We start from the raw sequence: 17,012 nt of genomic DNA on the forward strand, positions 1-17,012 counted from the left end.
TGGGTCGGTTCGGTCAGGCCACGGCTGCGGCGCGTGTTTCGTTCCGCTTCTCCTGTCGCTGCGCGGGCTTCTTCTGCGTGCGCTCGTGGGTGCGCCAGTATTGGGCGGCCGCGCCTGTGCCGCTGCCCGGACGCACGTCGATGCCGATGTCGAGCATCGCCATCTCCGCGCCCGCAATCGCGCCCATCAGCATCAGTTCATTGAGGTCGCCGAGGTGGCCGATGCGAAACACCTTGCCCGCCACTTTCGAGAGCCCGGCGCCGAGCGCCAGGTTGTAGCGGCGATAGGCACGGTCGATGACATGGGCCGCGTTGAACTTTTCGGGAACGACGATCGCGCTGACCGTGTCGGAATGCCACTTGGGTGCCTTCGCGCATACGCCTAGGTCCCAGCCTTCGGTGATCGCGGCGCGCACGCCCTGGGCAAGATAGTGGTGGCGCGCGAACACGTTATCGAGCCCTTCTTCGAAGAGCAGGTCGAGCGCGGTGCGCAGGCCATAGAGGAGCGGCAACGCAGGCGTGTACGGAAAGTAGCCGGTCGCGTTCGCCTTGATCATGTCCGCGAGATCGAAGTAGCAGCGGCGCGACGTGGCCGTCTCGCTCGCCTTCAGCGCCTTCTGGCTCACGCACAGGATGCCGAGGCCAGCGGGCAGCATCAGGCCCTTCTGCGAGCCGGTGACGGCCAGGTCGACGCGCCAGTCATCCATGCGGAAATCGATGCAGCCGATCGAACTCACTCCGTCGACGAAAAGGAGCGCCGGGTGGCGCGCATTGTCCATCGCGGCGCGCAAGGCGCCGATATCGCTCGTGACGCCCGTCGCCGTTTCGTTGTGGCATGCGAGGATGCCCTTGATCGTGTGCTGCTTGTCGGCGCGAAGGATCTCCTCGATGCGCTCCACCGGCACGCCTTCACCCCATTCGACATCGACGATCTGCACTTCGAAGCCGAGACGGTGCGCCATGTCGGCCCACAGATGGCTGAACTGTCCGAAGCGCGCGACGACCACCTTGTCGCCCGGCGAAAGCGTGTTCGTGAGCGCCGCTTCCCATGCGCCCGTTCCCGATGAAGGGAAGATGAACGGCTGGCCGGTCGTGGTCTTGTAGAGCGCCTTGAGATCGCTCAGCACGCCATTGGCGAGTTCGGGGAATTTGCTCGAACGATGGTCTTCCATCGACACGACCATGGAGCGCAGAACCTGGTCGGGAATGTTCGTGGGACCGGGCACGGCCAGGAAGTTGCGGCCGGGAATGCGTGTGCCTGAAGGATTCGACATGTTGTGCTCCTCAACGTGGTGGTGTGGTCGGACAGGATTCGCTGGACTCAGCTCGAGGCGCGGCCCGAACCGGGTTCATGACGCACGCTGTCGTGGTCCGGCGCGTCGCCATAGACCGGGAAGCGGCGTGTCAGGGCCTTCACGGCGTCCGCCACCCGGCGGATGACGAGATCGTTCGCCGGTGCTTCCAGCACATCGGCGATCAGATTGCCGAGCTGTTGCGCTTCGAGGTCGCGAAAGCCGCGCGTCGTCATCGCGGGCGAGCCGATGCGCACGCCGCTCGTGACGAAGGGCTTTTGCGGGTCGTTGGGAATCGCGTTCTTGTTGACCGTGATCGACGCGCGGCCGAGCGCGGCCTCCGCGTCCTTGCCAGTGATGTTTTTCGCGCGCAGATCCAGAAGGAAGAGATGCGAGTCCGTGCGGCCCGATACGATGCGCAGCCCGCGTTCCTGCAGCGTCTTTGCCATGACGCGGGCATTGGTCAGCACCTGTTGCTGGTATTGCCTGAATTCGTCGCTCATCGCTTCGCGAAGCGCGACCGCCTTCGCCGCGATCACATGCATCAACGGGCCGCCCTGAATGCCGGGAAAGATCGTGGAATTGAGGGCCTTTTCGTGCTCGACGCCGGCGAGAATCAGGCCGCCGCGCGGTCCGCGCAGGGTTTTGTGGGTCGTCGACGTCACGAAGTCCGCGATGCCCACAGGGCTCGGATAGAGTCCGGCTGCAATGAGGCCCGCGTAGTGCGCCATGTCGACGAAGAGGTAGGCGCCCACCTGGTCGGCGATCGCACGGAAGCGCTTCCAGTCGATCACGAGCGCGTACGCCGATGCGCCTGCCACGATCATGCGTGGCTTGTGTTCATGGGCGAAACGCTCGACTTCGTCGTAGTCGATCTCCTCGGTATCCGGATGCAGGCCGTAGGCGACAGCCTTGAACAGCTTGCCGCTCACGTTCACCGACGCGCCGTGGGTCAGGTGTCCGCCGTGCGCGAGTGACATGCCGAGAATCGTGTCGCCGGGCTTGAGCACCGAAAGATAGACCGCCTGATTCGCCTGCGACCCCGAATGGGGCTGCACGTTGGCGTAGCCGGCGTGAAAGAGCAGCTTCGCCCGGTCGATGGCGAGCTGCTCGGCCACGTCGACATGTTCGCAGCCGCCGTAGTAGCGCTTGCCCGGATAGCCTTCCGCGTACTTGTTGGTCAGGAGCGACCCCTGAGCCTCCATCACCGCAGGCGACGCGTAGTTTTCCGATGCGATCAGTTCGATGTGATCCTGCTGACGCAGTGATTCCGCGCGGATGGCCCGTCGCAATTCCGGATCGGTTGCCGCGATGGTCTGTCTGAAGCTGAACATGTGCGCGCCTCTGGGTGAGTGATCAGGTAGTCAGTTCGGGTGCGTTGCTGCTTCGGTCCCTGTTGAAACGATGGTAGTGGGGCGGCCGTCAAAAGACTCATTCGGGTTTGTTATTCAACCCATAACCGGCCAGCAAAGCCATGCGCTGCGGGCTTTGCGCTTCAGGGGATACTCCGTTATGGGCATTGCCCGCACATCCGCGGCTGGTACAGTGAAGGCCAGATCAGCGAGCCCGGAAAGCTCGCAAGGGGAAGCGGATGTTGCAACTGACATTGCGTCAACTGCTGGTGTTCGAATCGACTGCGCGCAACCTGAGCTTTTCCCGGGCGGCCGAGGAAATGCATCTCACGCAGCCCGGCGTGTCGACGCAACTGAAGAACCTGGAAGAGCGTATCGGCATGCCGCTTTTCGAACAGATGGGCCGCCGCATCTTTCTGACCGAAGCCGGCCGTGAGGTTTTCAACCATGCGCGCGCGATCCAGCAGCAACTGACGTTTCTCGAGCGGTCGATCGATCAGTTGCGCGATACGAAGCAGGGCAAGATCAAGGTCTCAGCGGTGACGGGTACCGCCAGTCATCTCGCGTTGCAGTTGATCGCGAAATACACGCACGCGTTTCCGGGCGTGCGCGTGAACCTGAACGTGGCGAATCGCGAGTCGGTGTTGAGCGAGCTTGCCAGCAACGAGACAGATCTCGCCATCATGGGGCAGCCGCCCGAAGGCCTCGGACTCGCGGCCAAGGCGTTCATGAAGAATCCGCTCGTGGTCATCGCGCCGCCCGATCACCCCTTGGCGCGGCAGCGCGGCATTCCGCTCTCCGCGCTCGAGGACGAGACATTCCTGATGCGCGAGCCCGGCTCCGGCACGCGCCTCGCGATGGAGCGCTTCTTTGCCGAGCATCGCGTGACGTTCCGGCCGGGCATGGAAGTGAGCAGCAATGAGGCCGTGAAATGCGGCGTGCATGCGGGCATGGGCTTGTCCGTCGTGCCACTTCAGACGATCATGCCCGAGCTGGAAACGCTGCGCATCCGCGTGCTGGATGTCGAGCGTTTCCCGATCGTTCGCTACCTGTATGTCGTGCATCGCGAGAGCAAGCACCTCTCGGCCGCCGCCGATGCGTTCAAGGACACCCTGCTCGGCGGATCGGCGCTTGCAATCGACGACGCAACGTGACGCGTCAGCTCCAGTCGTCCATGTCGTGCCTGATCTTGTGGCGGTTTTCGATCAGTGTCTCGACGCTCGGTTCGTTGTTCATCGCGCGCTGGATCGCGAGCTTGGTCGCTTCGTAGTTCGTGCGGTACATGTCGCGGCGGTCGATGTTCGGGTCCTGCACGCAACGCGGGTCGATCCACACGAGGCTGATGATGCACAGGTCATTCGCCTGATCCTTCGGAAGAATGCCTTCGATCAGACAGTCGACCACGGCGTCCGCCGTCGCGGACTGCACGACGCCGCCGAACAGGTTCACCGTTTCCATGTCCTTCATCGTGACCTTCGGCACGATCATCGTGGCGGGCCGCACCATCTGGTTGCACGCGCGGATCGCGAACATCGCGGTATGGCCCTTGCTTTGCGCCATCATGTTGGCAAAGGCCTGGCCGACAGGACCATCGACGCGGCCGATCAGAATCTCGGGCATCGCGTCGGTGGCCTGGCCGGGAGCGGCGAGCACGGTTGCTTCTCCTGCGCGAAAAATCAGGTTGTCACTCATCGGGAAAGACTCCGGAAAAGACGATGAAAGGAAGGGATGCGGCCCGTGGCTCCTGCATGACGACGTTACCGGGCAAGCAGCACTTCGCCTTTGCCATCGACGGATATATCGCCTGCGAAGCGGCGCATCGAGGCGAGCGCGAGTTCGCCGAAGGGGCCGCCCTCGCGGGCGAGGCTACGCGACAGCAGACGCCAGAATACATCGACGTCGCCATGATTTTCAGCGAAACGGCAACCGGGGACGGTTTGCGCGCCCAGCAGAAGGAACGAGCCGCGCCGCATCCCGTAGGCGAGATGTTCGCCGACCCCGCCGGCAATGCCGATCGTGCCCGCGACCATTCTCGACGCCGCGAACGCGCCGGCATTGCCGAATACGAGCGCCGTGCCGCGCCGCATGCGGTCCCCGAAGCGGGCGCCTGCGTCGCCGCGCACGATCAGCGTGCCGCCGCGCATGCCGTCGAGGTCGCCCGGCAGCGTGCCCGCGGCGAAGTCGCCCGTGTCGCCGCCGATTTCGACCCGCCCGCCGGCCAGCTGGCACGCGGTGAAGCTGCCGGCGTCGCCCTGGACGACGATGGTGCCCGCCGTCATCTGCGCACCGGCGAGATCGCCTGCATGACCTTCCACGATGAGATGCCCGCCGTCCATCTTCCAGCCGATGCGGTCGAAGCGCCGCATGTCGCCCGCGAACACGAGCGATGGCGCGTCAGCCGGAGTCGAAGCTTCGCCTGCGCGCACGTCGAACAAGTCCGCGAGCGCGATGCGCTCCGTTCCGTGCCACAGTGGCATTCGCTCGATTTCGTCGGCGGTGACGGCCGCAAGCGTTGCGGGGAGCAAGGTGCGCGCGTCGATGCGGAGCAGGGGCGCGTGCTTCACGCGCAGCGTAATGCGCTTCATGACGCCTCCCGTGCGCCGCACAGCTCGCGCAGATGAAAGTGAAACGGTCCGAGCTTGCCGCCGTAGTTGCCCGCTGAAATGCGCACGACGCCGCCTTCTGCGCCACGTGCGGTCACGGCTTCGATTCCCGCACGCATGGCTTGTGCGACATCGGCGTCGCTGAGCCCGTCGATGACGATTTCGAGCACGCTGCGTATGTCGCTGGTCAGCACGGAGCGCGGCGAGCGCTCGGCGAGCGTGGGGCAAAACGCGTCGTTGGTCGAGGCGGGAAGCGCGGAATATTTCGAGCCGACCTTCGACCCCGAGCGCACGACACCGCCCGGGAACGGCATGATCACGTTCGGCACGCGCCGCATCGCGTCAACGGCGGCCTGCGCCGCTGCGAGCGCCGCATCGGTGTCGCGGGCGAGAAAGAGCAGGTTGCCGCCGCCCACGCCCTTTATCACCGCCGTGGTTTCCTGCGCCACGAACTCGCCATCCATCACGGGCACGCGCCAGTAACGCACGCCGTCGATCATCTTCGAGATCTGCCAGCCGTCGCCGAAAAAGCGCAGGTTCTTCGCGAGCGCGATCGCTTCACCTTCTTCGATGCCGGCAAAAACTGCCGTCGTGGGACACGTCAGCACGCATTGGCCGACGCGGCGTTCGACCTGCTTCGCGAGTTCCTTGCCCGACATCGAGAAGATCAGGATCGCCATGCCGGGCCGGCCGTCGGGCGTCTCGCATGCGGGAATCTCGCGTTCGATGCCCGCTTCGCAGCCACACGCGATCACGGATGTCGCGAAGCCGGTCGCGGCCACCGCCGCATGACGGGCCCAGGTGGCGTCGCGCGCCGTGATGATGAGCCGCGTTGCCTTCATCGGGAATGCTTCGGCGAAGGTGTCGTCGATGCCTAGGCCGTTGATGGCGAATGGCGCGGACACTTCGGCTGTCGTGTCTGTGCTTGCGGTGCCGCTCATGATTGCTGTCCCGATGGATCGTGGGGATCGTGGTGGTGCAGGCCGCACGCAGCCGGTAGCAGGCGTCCTCCGTTGCAGCACGAGCAGAGTTCGTCGCGCCCGATGGCGGCATGGCGGAAGTTGAGGGCAAGATGATGGTCGCTGTAGTCTTCGAGCGTGCGTTCGATGGACCGGTCGAATTCGGGCTCCACGTAGTGCGTGCCGCCTGCGGGCGTCGCCACGATGCGGCCGTTGCGCGCGACGAGTTCGCCATCCTTGAACACATACTCGGGCGCGGTGAACATCGCTTCACGGTCCGCGTTCTCGCGATAGACGGCGATATCGGCGGCGGCGCCCGCGTTCAGGCGGCCCCGCTCGCGCAGGCCGAGCAGGCGTGCGGGAGCGGCGCGCGTGAGGATCGCGATTTCATCGAGCGTGAGTTCGCGGGTCATGCTCCCGAGCGGCGACTGTTGCGCCACATCGGGATGGAGGCGGGCCAGCTGCTCGTCGCGGAACGACTTGTCCATGAGCAGGCGGATCAGGTGCGGATAGCTGGTGAACGGGCCGCCGTTCGGGTGGTCGGTGGTCAGCGTGATCTGCCACGGGTTCTTCACCATCAGGAAGAGTTCGAGCCCGATCGTCCATTGCAGCGCGTTCACGTAGCTTTGCTCGCGATAGCGAAAGGGCACGACGCCGCAACCCGCGTCGCACTCGATATCGCCCGCGATCCACTTGCGCGGCGACGCGTAGTCTGCCTGCCTAACCTGCTTCATGATGTCGCCGGAAGCGGTCACTGTTTGCCCGAACATGATCTGGCCGACATCGATCGAGATGTTCGGATTCGCGTTGACCGCATCCGCAATGCGCTCCGCCGCCGAAGAGAACTTGCGCGGCCCTTCGTTTCCGTAGCTGTGAAACTGGATGTGCGTGAGGTGCCCGGGCAGGCCCTGGAGCGCATCGATAGTGGCGAGCGTCGATTCGATGTTGCCCGCCACGCCCAGGTTGCTCGCATGGATGTGCAGCGGATGCGGCACGCCGAGATCGGTCAGCGAGCGCGCGAGCACGTTCAGCACCTGACGCGGGGTGATGTCGTAGTGAACGTGCGCTTCGTCCACGTCGAGACTGCGCTGGTTGAACTTGAATGCCGAGATGCCGCCGGGATTCACGACCTTCACGCCGAGCGCCTTCGTCGCGTTCATCGTCCAGCCGACATAGTCACGAATGCGCTCGAAATCCGTGCCTTGCGCGAGCATGCGCAGGAACAGCTCGTCGTTGCCGAGCATCACGTAGGCGCCGTGGTCGATGATCGGCGTGTCTCCCATTTCCAGGTGCGTATGGCGCGCGTTTGACGCGATCATCGCGGGCTCGAATGCGGCCGTGTAGCCCATTTCCGCGTACCGGTAGCCGGTTGCGAGCGTGCCCGGCGTGCACACGCCACAGGACGCGAGTTCGAGCGGGTTGCTGGCGGCTTCGCGGGTGCGCAGGCGATGGTCCTCGGGCATCAGCATGCGCGCGAGATTCACCTTGCCGCCGCCGATGTGCGAGTGCATGTCGATGCCGCCCGCCATCACGGCCATGCCGCTCATGTCGTATTCGTGACCGGCGCATTCGCCGGGCTTCAGCTCGACGATGCGCCCGTCGCGCACGCAGATGTCGGCAATCTGTCCGTTGACGCCGTTGGCCGGATCGAACACACGGCCGCCGCGCAGACGAAAGGTGCTCATGCGGCCACCTCCGCGAGACGACTGGCGAGGCTAGCTGCGACGTTCGTGACGGCGGGCAGCGAGTCCGCATACACCGGGGCGAGCGGCAATACCACGCCACCGTCCGCACGGAACATGTGGCCCGCTGAACCGATGCCCGGCGTCGATACGGGAATGAACACCGTTGGTCCGGAACGATCCGTACAGGCAGCAGCGAGCCCCGGATGGCCGAGCACGATGAGGGGCACGGCGGTTTCTGGGGGCCGCAGGTCGGCCGTGAAGCTCGCGATCCACAACAGCGCGTCGACCGCCTCGTCGGCCAGCAAGCGCGCGGTGTCATAGCGATGCGGTTCGTGCGCGAGCCCGCCGGGATGCACGCCGGTGCGCAGCGGCAGCCCCGAGAGCCATGTGAGCGTCTGGTTCACAGTCGCGCCGCCGTCATCGCCGCCGAGTGCGAGACCACCGGCGCGTGTCGTGCGATTGAGGGTCTTCAACAAGCGGTCGATGCCTTCCACCAGTAGCGTCGCATGCTCGCCGGGCAGGTCTGCGGGGGTCCAGATGATGGCCGTGTAACGTGCCTCGAGCATTCGCCTCACGAGCGCGGCGAGTTCCGGATGCAGGCCGCGCGGCGGTCTCGCGCTCAGGCTAGTGTTGAGCGCCGCGATCGTGTCGTACAGGTCGCCCTGTAGCGGGATCGCTCGGGTCGATACTCCGTCGGATGCAGTGCCGCTCAGCGCCGGATCGATGCCGCCGCCAACGAACACGATCTCGCGTTGCAGGGAGGCACGCTCACCGACACCGCAGCGCGCGAAGAACTCAGGATGGCGTGTGGAAGGCGCCGACGAACCGACGCACACGATCAGGTCCGCACGCGTGCGGATTTCAGCGAGCGTCGTCGTGAATGCGCCGCGGTCCTGAAGTGCCGTCAGTCCATGCATCAGGGCGCGGCCGTGCGCATGATCGACGATCGCCCCGCATGCATTGGCCAGCCGATACAGCGAGCGGGTTCCGGCCACGTCGGTCGCCATGCCTCCGAAAAGCGGCTGGCGTGACGCGCGAAGCCATCGCGCCGCGGCGTCGAGCGCCGCATCGTCGGCTACGGGCTGTCCGTTCACGAGCGGGGTAGCCTGCGACGGAACGCTGCCGAACTGCGCGAGCGCACGGGTCGCGCGAGGACATGTCGTGCCGGCTGGTTTCAGCGTCTCGCCCGCATCGACGCCGAAGCGGTCGCACAGCAATGCGCAGAACGGGCAGGTCCACGGTGGAGAGGAAAGAGTCGAGTTCATGCGCGCACTCTTGCAAGGCATGTGCCATGCAAGCGGCGTCAACGCTCGCGTGCGAATCGATGCGGGATCGCGCACTGCCGGCAGAGCATAGTGCGCCGCTTGCCGCGCGGCTGGCTCTACACACTGTAACGCAATGAAAGCGTGGCGAAGCGGGGCGGCCGCACGCATCCGGCATTGGCATGAAACGTGATAGTCAGCGTTGCAAGGGGTTCGATGCTCGTGTGGCCGCGGGAATGCGCCGGTCGTGAAGTGCGGAGGCGATGAGCCACGCGTCGGCGCCAGCGGCGTTCGCCGCGTGCAGGTCGTCGGCATGACGGACACCGCCCGCACCGACGATCATTCGCGCGTTGCCCGCACGTTGGCGGATAGCGGCAATGGCCGCGAGGTCGGGACCACTGAAGGAGCCGACGCGATCGAGCGACATGACGATGAGGCGCGAAGGCCAGTGCGACGCGTCGGTCCAGAAGGCGGCGTCGCCCAGCGGCACGTCGTGGCGCTGATCGAGGGACAGGATCGAGTTGCCGGGTATGTCGCGAGCCGTGTCGGCGCGCAGTGATTCGCTGCCGAAGACCGGGGTGACTGTCGCACCGGTTCCGTGCAACTGCGCAATGACGGCGCGGGCGGCAGCGGCATCGGAAAAGCCGGCATCGAGCCACAGGTCGATGCCGGGAAGTTCGCGGGCGAGGCGTGTGAGCGTCGCGAGTTGCGGCGCACCTCGCATGATCGCGTCGAGGTCCGCCACGTAGAGCACCGACGCGGCGCAATAGTCGAGCAGCGCCTGAGCCACGGTGACCGGATCGCTGCCGCTGCACAACTGCGATTCGAGCGGCTGGTAGCGGCTGCGTTCACCGCGTACCGCGTGGACGGCAATGCCGTCGAGCACATCGACTACCGGGATGATTTGCATGGGGAATGAGCGATGACCAAGGGGCTGTTGCACGAATATATCAGCGGAGCCGGTCGGGTGGATGCCGACGTGGCGCGCGGGCTGCCTTCAATGGGATGCGCGGCATCCGGTTTGCGGTCCGGTCGTGACCGAAATCGAACCGTGCATGACGCGCAGTGGTTCAGGTCTCATGATGTGCATGCCGATGTCCACCGGGCCCGATACGAAGAACGGAGCCGCCATGCCGCGTGATCTCGTGATCGGATGGGACATCGGCGGCGCGCATGTCAAGGCTGCCCGCATCGAACAGGGGCGCGTGAGGGACATCGCGCAGTGGCCGTGTCCGTTGTGGCAGGGGCTCGAACACGTCGATAACGCGGTTGCGCAGGCCGCGTCGCGATGGCCCGATCAGGCGCACGCCGACCACGCGGTGACGATGACCGGTGAAATGGCCGATCTTTTCGAGCATCGCGAGGCGGGCGTCGCGGCGATCGCCTCGCGCCTCGCGTCGCATTGCGGCGAACGCATCGCGTTCTATGCCGGTGCGGCCGGCTGGGTGGCGCCCGAATCGGTGGCGGCTCACTGGGAGCAGATTGCATCGGCCAACTGGTTCGCGACGGCTCAACTGGTCGCAAGCCGCCTCCCGCATGCGGTGCTGGTCGATATCGGCAGCACCACCACGGACCTGATCCCGATTCAGGACGGCCGGATCGTCGCGCGCGGCACGGATGACGCGGGGCGTCTGAAATCGGGCGAGCTGGTGTACCAGGGCGTGGTGCGCACGCCGCTCTGCGCGCTCGCGCATCGCATCAGGTTTTGCGGGGAGGTCTATAACGTGATGAACGAATTCTTCGCGGCCACCGCCGATGTATATCGCCTGACCGGCGCGCTCGATCCGCTGCACGACCAGCAGCCCGCGGCCGATGGCGGTGCCAAGGATCGCAACGGAACCTGCCGTCGTCTCGCTCGCATGATTGGCCGCGACGCACGGGATGCGGCCGGGCACGACTGGGTGGATTTCGCCAACCGGTGGCGCGATGCCCAACTCGCTCACCTGTCGCTGAATCTGACCCGTGTGCTTGGCCGCACGGGACTCGCACACAACGTCGTGCTGGTTGCGGCGGGGTGCGGCGCTTTCCTCGTGGATGCGCTCGCTGAACCGCTCGGCCGGGACGTGGTGCGCTTCGATGCGCTGCCCGGCATCGGCATCGGCGACACGGTCCGTGGATGGGCGCAGGTATGTGCGCCGTGCGTGGCGGTCGGCATGCTGCGCGCCGATACGCGCGAGGCCAGCGAGGCGGTGTTCGCGTGAACCGCGTGAAGCTACGAATGGAGCGCTTATGTGGGTGGTGAAGATTGGCGGCAGCCTGAGCCGCGACCCGTTGCTCAAGCGCTGGCTGAGCGAGCTCTGCGACTTCGGTGGCGGAAGGGTGTTGATCGTGCCGGGCGGCGGCGGATTCGCCGACCAGGTGCGCGAACACCAGGCCGTGTGGGAGTTCGACGATGTCGCCGCGCACAACATGGCGGTGCTCGCCATGGCGCAGCATGCGTTGCTGATGCAGGGCGTGTGCCGCAATCTCGTTATCGCCGCCACCGATGCGCAGATCCTTCGCGCGATGCATGACGGCCGCGTCGTCGTCTGGGCTCCGCTCGACATGATGCGGCAGGAAGCGAGCATGCTGACGAGTTGGGATGTCACGTCCGACAGTCTTGCCGCCTGGCTCGCGAATCGCCTGAACGCCGAGCGCCTTCTGATCGTGAAGTCCTGCGTGATCGAACGTTCGCACGACATTGCGCGACATTCGGCGGACGGCCTGCTCGATCGCCGTTTCGCCGAATTGACGCGCGACGCGCCATACCCCGTCGATCTGCTTAGCAAGAACGAGTGGCCGCGCATGCGCGACCTGTTGCTTCACGCCGCCGTGCCCTGAGCGACGGGCAGGCTTGCACCGCACAGCAGCGCGCGCAGTTCACGCACGTTCGCCGGATCGAGCCTGCCCGTGCGTGCGGCCGGGCAGACCGCCGTGCGAAACCCCGCGAAGTCCGGTCGCAATGCCCGCAAGCGGGGAAGGTCCGGCAGGCGCAGCGCGCCTGCAAGTCCGGCCATGACCTCATGGGCGCGCGCGATCTGCACCATGCGGTCGAGCACTGCAAGTGATACGCAGTGAAACAGGTTGCCGCTTTTCTTGCGTGCGGTGTCCGCCATGATGGCCGTGAAGCCCAATGCGCAAGCGTATTCGACGACTGAAAGATCGAGGCCGTCGTCTGCGAGCAGCACCGGGACCATGTTCGATCGCAACGCGCGCATGCGCCTGAGCGTCTCGAATGCGTGCGGCCCGGGCGGCACCCCTGCCTTCACGTAGTCCACACCGCATCGCCCGATCAGGCCCGCGTGATGTTCGATTGCCGCATGATTGCCCGGCGGGAGATCACCAATGGTCGCGCTGACCGGCACGCCCGGATGCACCGCGCGCAACTCGCGCACGATCGATTCGACGCGCGCCGCGGGCAACGCGCCGAGCGCACCCGCGCGCGGCTCTTTCAAATCGATGAGCGCTGCGCCAGCGGCGGCGGCCTCGCGTGCCTCGTCGAGGTCACGCACACTGATGAGCAAGCGGATCATGAAGCCTCCTGTGCGCACGCGCGTTCATAGTGGGCGCGGGCAGCTGCGTGGCTCTGTTGATAGAACCTGCCGACTGGCGCCGCCCTTGCACTGCGCGCCTTCAGATGAGTGACGTCGAGCCAAAAAAAGCGGCAGGACTTCCTCCGCTCCCCGCGAAGGAAACCGGTCCGCGTTCGGCAACTCGGCGGCGAGCGCGAGCGATTCCTTGAGGCAATGGCCCGGGCCCGTCGTCGCCCGAGCGAGGCGCGGTTGCCAGTGGGGCCTTCGGTGGTGAGTTTCATCGGGCTTGGTCATGTAGAACTCGCTTGCAGATCAGTGGCATTGCGCGGGTCATTCGGGATCGGGCAGTTTGTGCAGTTTGCGATACGCAGTGTGACCGCCCGTTTGCATTGCGTTTCGCGCGTTGCCTGGCGAAACAGATGCCACGACCGCGCTGTCATGCGATGCGGCGGGCGCTTGCGCGTTGCGATGCATACGTCAGCGGGGTCGCACGCAATATCCATTGCGACATTCGTGCCTAGCCCGGTTCTTGCATGACGGTCATCGCGACGCGCGGAAACACCACGCATGCGCGAAGGAACGGACACTTCAAAACCAAGCCACAGGAGCATCGATGAACTCGATCGACACCCGCATCTTCGAGCGGCTTCCGGAACGTTGGGCCCACGGCGCGCGGCATGCCGGTGAAGACCCGTCGCAGGCGATGGACATCATCTTTATCGAAGGCTTCGAGAGTGAGACGGTGATCGGCATCGATCCCGAAGAGCTGCACGAGACGCAGCCGGTGCGCATCGACTTGTGGGCGGGTCTGCCGAAAAGCCTTGCGTGCGAGAGCGACCGTATTGCCGACACGATCGACTATGGCAAGGTGCACGGTGCGCTGGAAGCCCTCCTGAGCGCGCATGGGATGCAATTGCTGGAGGGACTGGCCGGAGCGATTGCGCGGATGCTGCTGGACGATTTCGGCGCGCATTGGGTGCGCGTCTCGCTCGTGAAGCCACGCAAGTTTCCGAACGTGAAGGCGGTGGGCGTGACGATCGAGCGGCGCCGCCAGACGACGGGCAGCGCGCGCGTGTCACGGCGCGAACGAACCAGCCTTGCACTGCTCGGCGCGGGCATGTTTCCGCCGTCGTCCTCGCTGTGAGGCGCGGTGACGAACATTCAGCCCGCAGGCGCGGGTGAGATGGCGGCGCGCGGGAAGGGCGGGCGGCCGATGGTTTCCTGAACGCGCGTGCCGACCGCGGCGCCGTGCCGCAAGAGGGCGCTGGCCGATGCATGCGCCCTTGCGGGGGAGAGATCAGCGGTCATCCAGCGACCCGGCTTCGCGACACTCGCGTTGCCCCGCTTGCGAGGCAGGCGACGCCGGGTCCGCAAGCCCGCAGAAACGCGTCCTCATGCCACTTCCACGCGACGGTGCAAGACCGATAGTGGGAGCTTGCGCGTCAGCAGATCGTCGACGATACAGGCGGCGATATCGAACTTCGTTACCGTTTGAAGGCCACGCCATGCCGCTACGCCATTCACCTCGATCACCTGTGCGCCCTCAGGCGCCTCGCGGCAAGGGACGAGGTCGATAGCGGCGTAGTCCAGACTCAACGCCGCGCTTGCGCGCTCGGCGAGTCGCGCAAGCGGGGCCGTCAACACCGCTGCCTCGCATTGCGCACCCTGGGCGACGTTATGAACCCAGTGCTCGCTTACCCGCCGCATTGCGCAGACGGCCTTGCCGCCTACCACGAGCACGCGCCAGTCGAAGCCCGGCGCGTCATCCGCCTCGACAAAGCGTTGCAGGTACGCCAGTTCGCCATACGCCTCGAGCGGCGGCAACGGCGTGCAGCCGCCGGCATCCGGCCCAAGCCGCATCAGCCCCTTGCCCTGCGAACCGAATAGCGGCTTCAGGACGACCTTGCGTCCGGCCGCCGCCTCTCGCATGACGACGCGCTGCGCATGCGGCTTCGATTCGCCGACCCAGGTCGCGGGCGTCGGTATGCCCGCCCGGTGAAGCAGGAAGGTCGTCATCGATTTATCGACGCTGCGCTCGATCGCTCGTGCATCGTTGTAGACGGGCACCCCCAGTTCCCGCAGCGCATGCAGAATGCCGAGCCGCACCGTCACCTGTTCGAACGTGCCGCCCGCGATGCCGCGCACGATGACGGCATCGGGCAGGCGGCGTCCGAAACCCGGGATCACGAGGCCGTGTGGCGACCCCGCGGTATCGAAGCGGCAGTCGGCGAGATCGACGCAGCGCCTTTTTCAAACGCGATGTATGCCAGCCGGTCTCGTCGCTCATGATGGCGACTCGCAGCGCGCAAGTGCTCATGTCAGGCCTCGTCGAGCCAGAGGGGATGGAGCAGATCGAAACGCGTGGCGCCCGCATGAAACGTGCGCCCGGTTGTCAGATTGCTGACCCACACTTCGGCCGGCGCGAACAACGCCGGATCGATTCGATAGAAGTCGTAGTCGTATTCCTTGAAGATGTCGGCGAACGAGCGGCCGAAATCGCGCGACTGCGACGATGGCAGTCGACGCGCGAGGTCGCGTGCGGCATCGTCGGCGCCTGTGACCGTCAAATGCACGCGGCCGCCATAGTGAATGGCGTCATTGGTGCGGCCCATCGCGTCGATGGCCTCGCACCCCGGCGGCGGCAACGGCGCGCTCGCCGTGCCTTCGACGATGTCGGCCAGTGGAAAGCCCAGCACATGTGCCTTGTGCAGCGCCACTTCGAGCGCCCGTCCGACCACCTGCGTCGTACCTGCGCGGCTCGCGGTGGGCGTGAGAATCAGCGTGAGACCGGCGGGGGTCGAGCCGGCAATCGCGCAGGATCTTCGCGATCACGACGGCGGGCGGCGCGCGGTCCACTTCGAGCACGAGGCAACCGGAACGCGCCTCGTCGCGATAACGCAGTTCTTCGTAGAGCGGCTCCTTGCATGCGAGCGAGCGCGCCGGACCCGAGCCGAGCGCAAAGAACTTCTTGCCTCCGGTTTCTTCCTTGCTCGCGGAGAGGCTCCATCCTGCGTACTGACTTGCGAGGCACGCGAGCACCGGTTGTGCGCTGGAAATCTCGACGAAGGTCGGCCATTCTTCGCGCGCGCTGTTCGAAGCCGCCGCGCCGATACGCACCTGGCCGAGCCCGCCCATGCAGATTTCGGCGATCGCCGCGCCGGCCGCGACGCTGCCCGGCGCATTGATGCCTGCATCGATGATCAGCACGCCGGTTTCGTCGCGGCTCGCCTCGATGCCGGTTTGCGGCATGTGTTCGAGCAGCCGCTCGAGCAGCGGCCGGGTCAGCGCGTTGACGCTCAACGACGCCTGCGATGCCGCTGCATCAGCGCACAGCGAATGTTCGCTCATGGGATACCTTCCGTCTGTATTCGATGGCGCTCACGCACCAGCCGCCGCAGCGCGGCTGACGCGGACCGGAACGATGATTCACGCAGCCGCTTGTGCGGGACGCTCGGCGAGCACCTCGCGTGCCACGGCGCGCGCCTCCTCGAAGCCGAGATAGAGCGGCTGCTTCGCGGCGAGCATCTGTTCGAACAGGCGCCGCTGAACCTGATACTTGACATTGCCGATGGCAAGCGCGCCGATGCCCAGCGTCTTTCCATTTCCGATCGCCCTGCCGTCGTCCATCACGCCAACGCCTTCGATGCCGGCTGGCGGCACGGCGTTCACATCGGCGGCAATCAGCAGGCGCGGTGCCGACTGGATCTGGCTCGCACTTAGCACCTGCACGCCGGCGGCGGCCGCGGCGAACACGACATCGGTGTCGGCGAGCGCCGATGCAATGGTCGCGCCGGACCGCGCATCGGCGCCTGCCGTCTGCACGCTGAACCGTTCGTTGATCCGGTTGCTCGCGCTTTCCGCCGCTTCAAGGCCGCGGCTGCTCGCGACCGATACGAGCGCACCCGCCTGCGCCGCCAGCACCGCCGCGATCACGCCGACCGGCCCGGTTCCGCCGAGTACCAGGACGCGCTTGCCGGAAAGGTCCGTGCCCTGTGCGCGCAGCAAGTGCCACTCGACGCTGGCGACGAGGGCCGCAGCGGTCGTGTACGAGCCGCTCGGATCAGCGAAAGCCGATACCTCGAACGGCGGCACCATTGCCTTGCGCGCGATGCGCAGCATGTCGGCGGCCACGACGACATCGCGCCCGCCGATGAAAATGCCGGTATGCCCGACGCCTTTCGGGCCGCGCGAGAAGATCGCATCCTGCGTGAAAGCGGCGACGTTGTCGACGCCGACATCGGCGTAAGGCACAACGACCTGATAGCCGGCATCGACGGCCATGTTCACGTCGAAAGGACTCATCTGCCGCGTGGGCGTGAACATATGGAGAATGAAGGGACGTTCCATC

General features: G+C 65.9%; 14 protein-coding genes and 2 pseudogenes. 4 read left to right on the forward strand and 12 right to left on the reverse strand.

The window, feature by feature from the left end:
• Nucleotides 1-13: 13 nt before the first annotated feature.
• On the reverse strand, nucleotides 14-1,273 hold the full coding sequence (locus tag BG61_RS12630; protein ID WP_035937801.1) for an aminotransferase class V-fold PLP-dependent enzyme: 1,260 nt from the start codon (nucleotides 1,271-1,273) through the stop codon (nucleotides 14-16).
• Between the two features lie 47 nt (nucleotides 1,274-1,320).
• Nucleotides 1,321-2,625 carry a serine hydroxymethyltransferase gene (glyA, locus tag BG61_RS12635; RefSeq protein WP_035937799.1) on the reverse strand — a complete coding sequence of 435 codons (1,305 nt, stop codon included), beginning with the start codon at nucleotides 2,623-2,625 and terminating at the stop codon, nucleotides 1,321-1,323.
• A 257-nt stretch (nucleotides 2,626-2,882) separates the two neighbouring features.
• Between glyA and BG61_RS12640 the strand changes: the two genes are divergently transcribed.
• Nucleotides 2,883-3,797, forward strand: coding sequence for a LysR family transcriptional regulator (locus tag BG61_RS12640; RefSeq protein WP_035937798.1), 915 nt, complete (start codon nucleotides 2,883-2,885; stop codon nucleotides 3,795-3,797).
• A 4-nt stretch (nucleotides 3,798-3,801) separates the two neighbouring features.
• Here the strand turns inward: BG61_RS12640 and fae are convergent, their stop codons facing one another.
• The 6 genes from fae to BG61_RS12670 all read right to left on the reverse strand — a co-directional run bounded on the left by fae (nucleotide 3,802) and on the right by BG61_RS12670 (nucleotide 10,062).
• Entirely contained in the window at nucleotides 3,802-4,335 is a 534-nt protein-coding gene (gene fae, locus BG61_RS12645; RefSeq protein ID WP_035937796.1) for a formaldehyde-activating enzyme, read from the reverse strand.
• A 65-nt stretch (nucleotides 4,336-4,400) separates the two neighbouring features.
• The gene (locus BG61_RS12650; protein ID WP_035937873.1) at nucleotides 4,401-5,228 is read right to left on the reverse strand and encodes a formylmethanofuran dehydrogenase subunit C; all 828 of its coding nucleotides are present in this window, start codon (nucleotides 5,226-5,228) and stop codon (nucleotides 4,401-4,403) included.
• The gene (gene fhcD / locus BG61_RS12655; RefSeq protein WP_051672464.1) at nucleotides 5,225-6,187 is read right to left on the reverse strand and encodes a formylmethanofuran--tetrahydromethanopterin N-formyltransferase; all 963 of its coding nucleotides are present in this window, start codon (nucleotides 6,185-6,187) and stop codon (nucleotides 5,225-5,227) included. Before fhcD ends, BG61_RS12650 begins: the two co-directional genes overlap by 4 nt.
• Complete coding sequence (locus BG61_RS12660) at nucleotides 6,184-7,890, reverse strand: formylmethanofuran dehydrogenase subunit A (protein ID WP_051672465.1); 1,707 nt, start codon at nucleotides 7,888-7,890, stop codon at nucleotides 6,184-6,186. Before BG61_RS12660 ends, fhcD begins: the two co-directional genes overlap by 4 nt.
• Nucleotides 7,887-9,155: a molybdopterin-binding domain-containing protein gene (locus BG61_RS12665; protein ID WP_035937868.1), complete on the reverse strand. Its 1,269-nt coding sequence runs from the start codon at nucleotides 9,153-9,155 to the stop codon at nucleotides 7,887-7,889. Before BG61_RS12665 ends, BG61_RS12660 begins: the two co-directional genes overlap by 4 nt.
• Before the next feature lie 193 nt (nucleotides 9,156-9,348).
• Nucleotides 9,349-10,062, reverse strand: coding sequence for a HisA/HisF-related TIM barrel protein (locus BG61_RS12670; protein WP_035937794.1), 714 nt, complete (start codon nucleotides 10,060-10,062; stop codon nucleotides 9,349-9,351).
• A gap of 220 nt (nucleotides 10,063-10,282) precedes the next feature.
• Between BG61_RS12670 and BG61_RS12675 the strand changes: the two genes are divergently transcribed.
• Both BG61_RS12675 and BG61_RS12680 read left to right on the forward strand, forming a co-directional pair.
• Nucleotides 10,283-11,353 carry a hydantoinase/oxoprolinase family protein gene (locus BG61_RS12675; RefSeq protein WP_035937866.1) on the forward strand — a complete coding sequence of 357 codons (1,071 nt, stop codon included), beginning with the start codon at nucleotides 10,283-10,285 and terminating at the stop codon, nucleotides 11,351-11,353.
• Nucleotides 11,354-11,381: 28 nt separating this feature from the next.
• A complete protein-coding gene (locus tag BG61_RS12680) occupies nucleotides 11,382-11,972 on the forward strand; it encodes an amino acid kinase family protein (RefSeq protein ID WP_035937792.1) in 591 nt (196 codons plus the stop codon).
• On the opposite strand, the gene BG61_RS12685 is transcribed toward BG61_RS12680, so the two are convergent.
• Complete coding sequence (locus BG61_RS12685) at nucleotides 11,954-12,664, reverse strand: (5-formylfuran-3-yl)methyl phosphate synthase (RefSeq protein ID WP_035937791.1); 711 nt, start codon at nucleotides 12,662-12,664, stop codon at nucleotides 11,954-11,956. The two genes, BG61_RS12680 and BG61_RS12685, sit on opposite strands and share 19 nt — an antisense overlap.
• Nucleotides 12,665-13,277: 613 nt before the next feature.
• On the opposite strand from BG61_RS12685, the gene BG61_RS12690 reads away from it, so the two are divergent.
• Nucleotides 13,278-13,808 (forward strand): dihydroneopterin aldolase, encoded by a 531-nt coding sequence (locus tag BG61_RS12690; protein ID WP_035937789.1) that lies wholly within the window; start codon nucleotides 13,278-13,280, stop codon nucleotides 13,806-13,808.
• Nucleotides 13,809-14,056: 248 nt separating this feature from the next.
• Here the strand turns inward: BG61_RS12690 and BG61_RS12695 are convergent.
• From BG61_RS12695 to BG61_RS12705, 3 genes and pseudogenes are all read right to left on the reverse strand, one after another.
• Nucleotides 14,057-14,981, reverse strand: a pseudogene (locus tag BG61_RS12695) (ATP-grasp domain-containing protein).
• A 1-nt stretch (nucleotide 14,982) separates the two neighbouring features.
• Nucleotides 14,983-16,012, reverse strand: a pseudogene (gene mch / locus BG61_RS12700) (methenyltetrahydromethanopterin cyclohydrolase).
• A 78-nt stretch (nucleotides 16,013-16,090) separates the two neighbouring features.
• Entirely contained in the window at nucleotides 16,091-17,011 is a 921-nt protein-coding gene (locus BG61_RS12705) for an NAD(P)-dependent methylenetetrahydromethanopterin dehydrogenase (protein WP_035937788.1), read from the reverse strand.
• Nucleotide 17,012: the final 1 nt, after the last annotated feature.

This window comes from Caballeronia glathei (assembly GCF_000698595.1).
GTDB classification, from domain to species: Bacteria; Pseudomonadota; Gammaproteobacteria; order Burkholderiales; family Burkholderiaceae; genus Caballeronia; species Caballeronia glathei.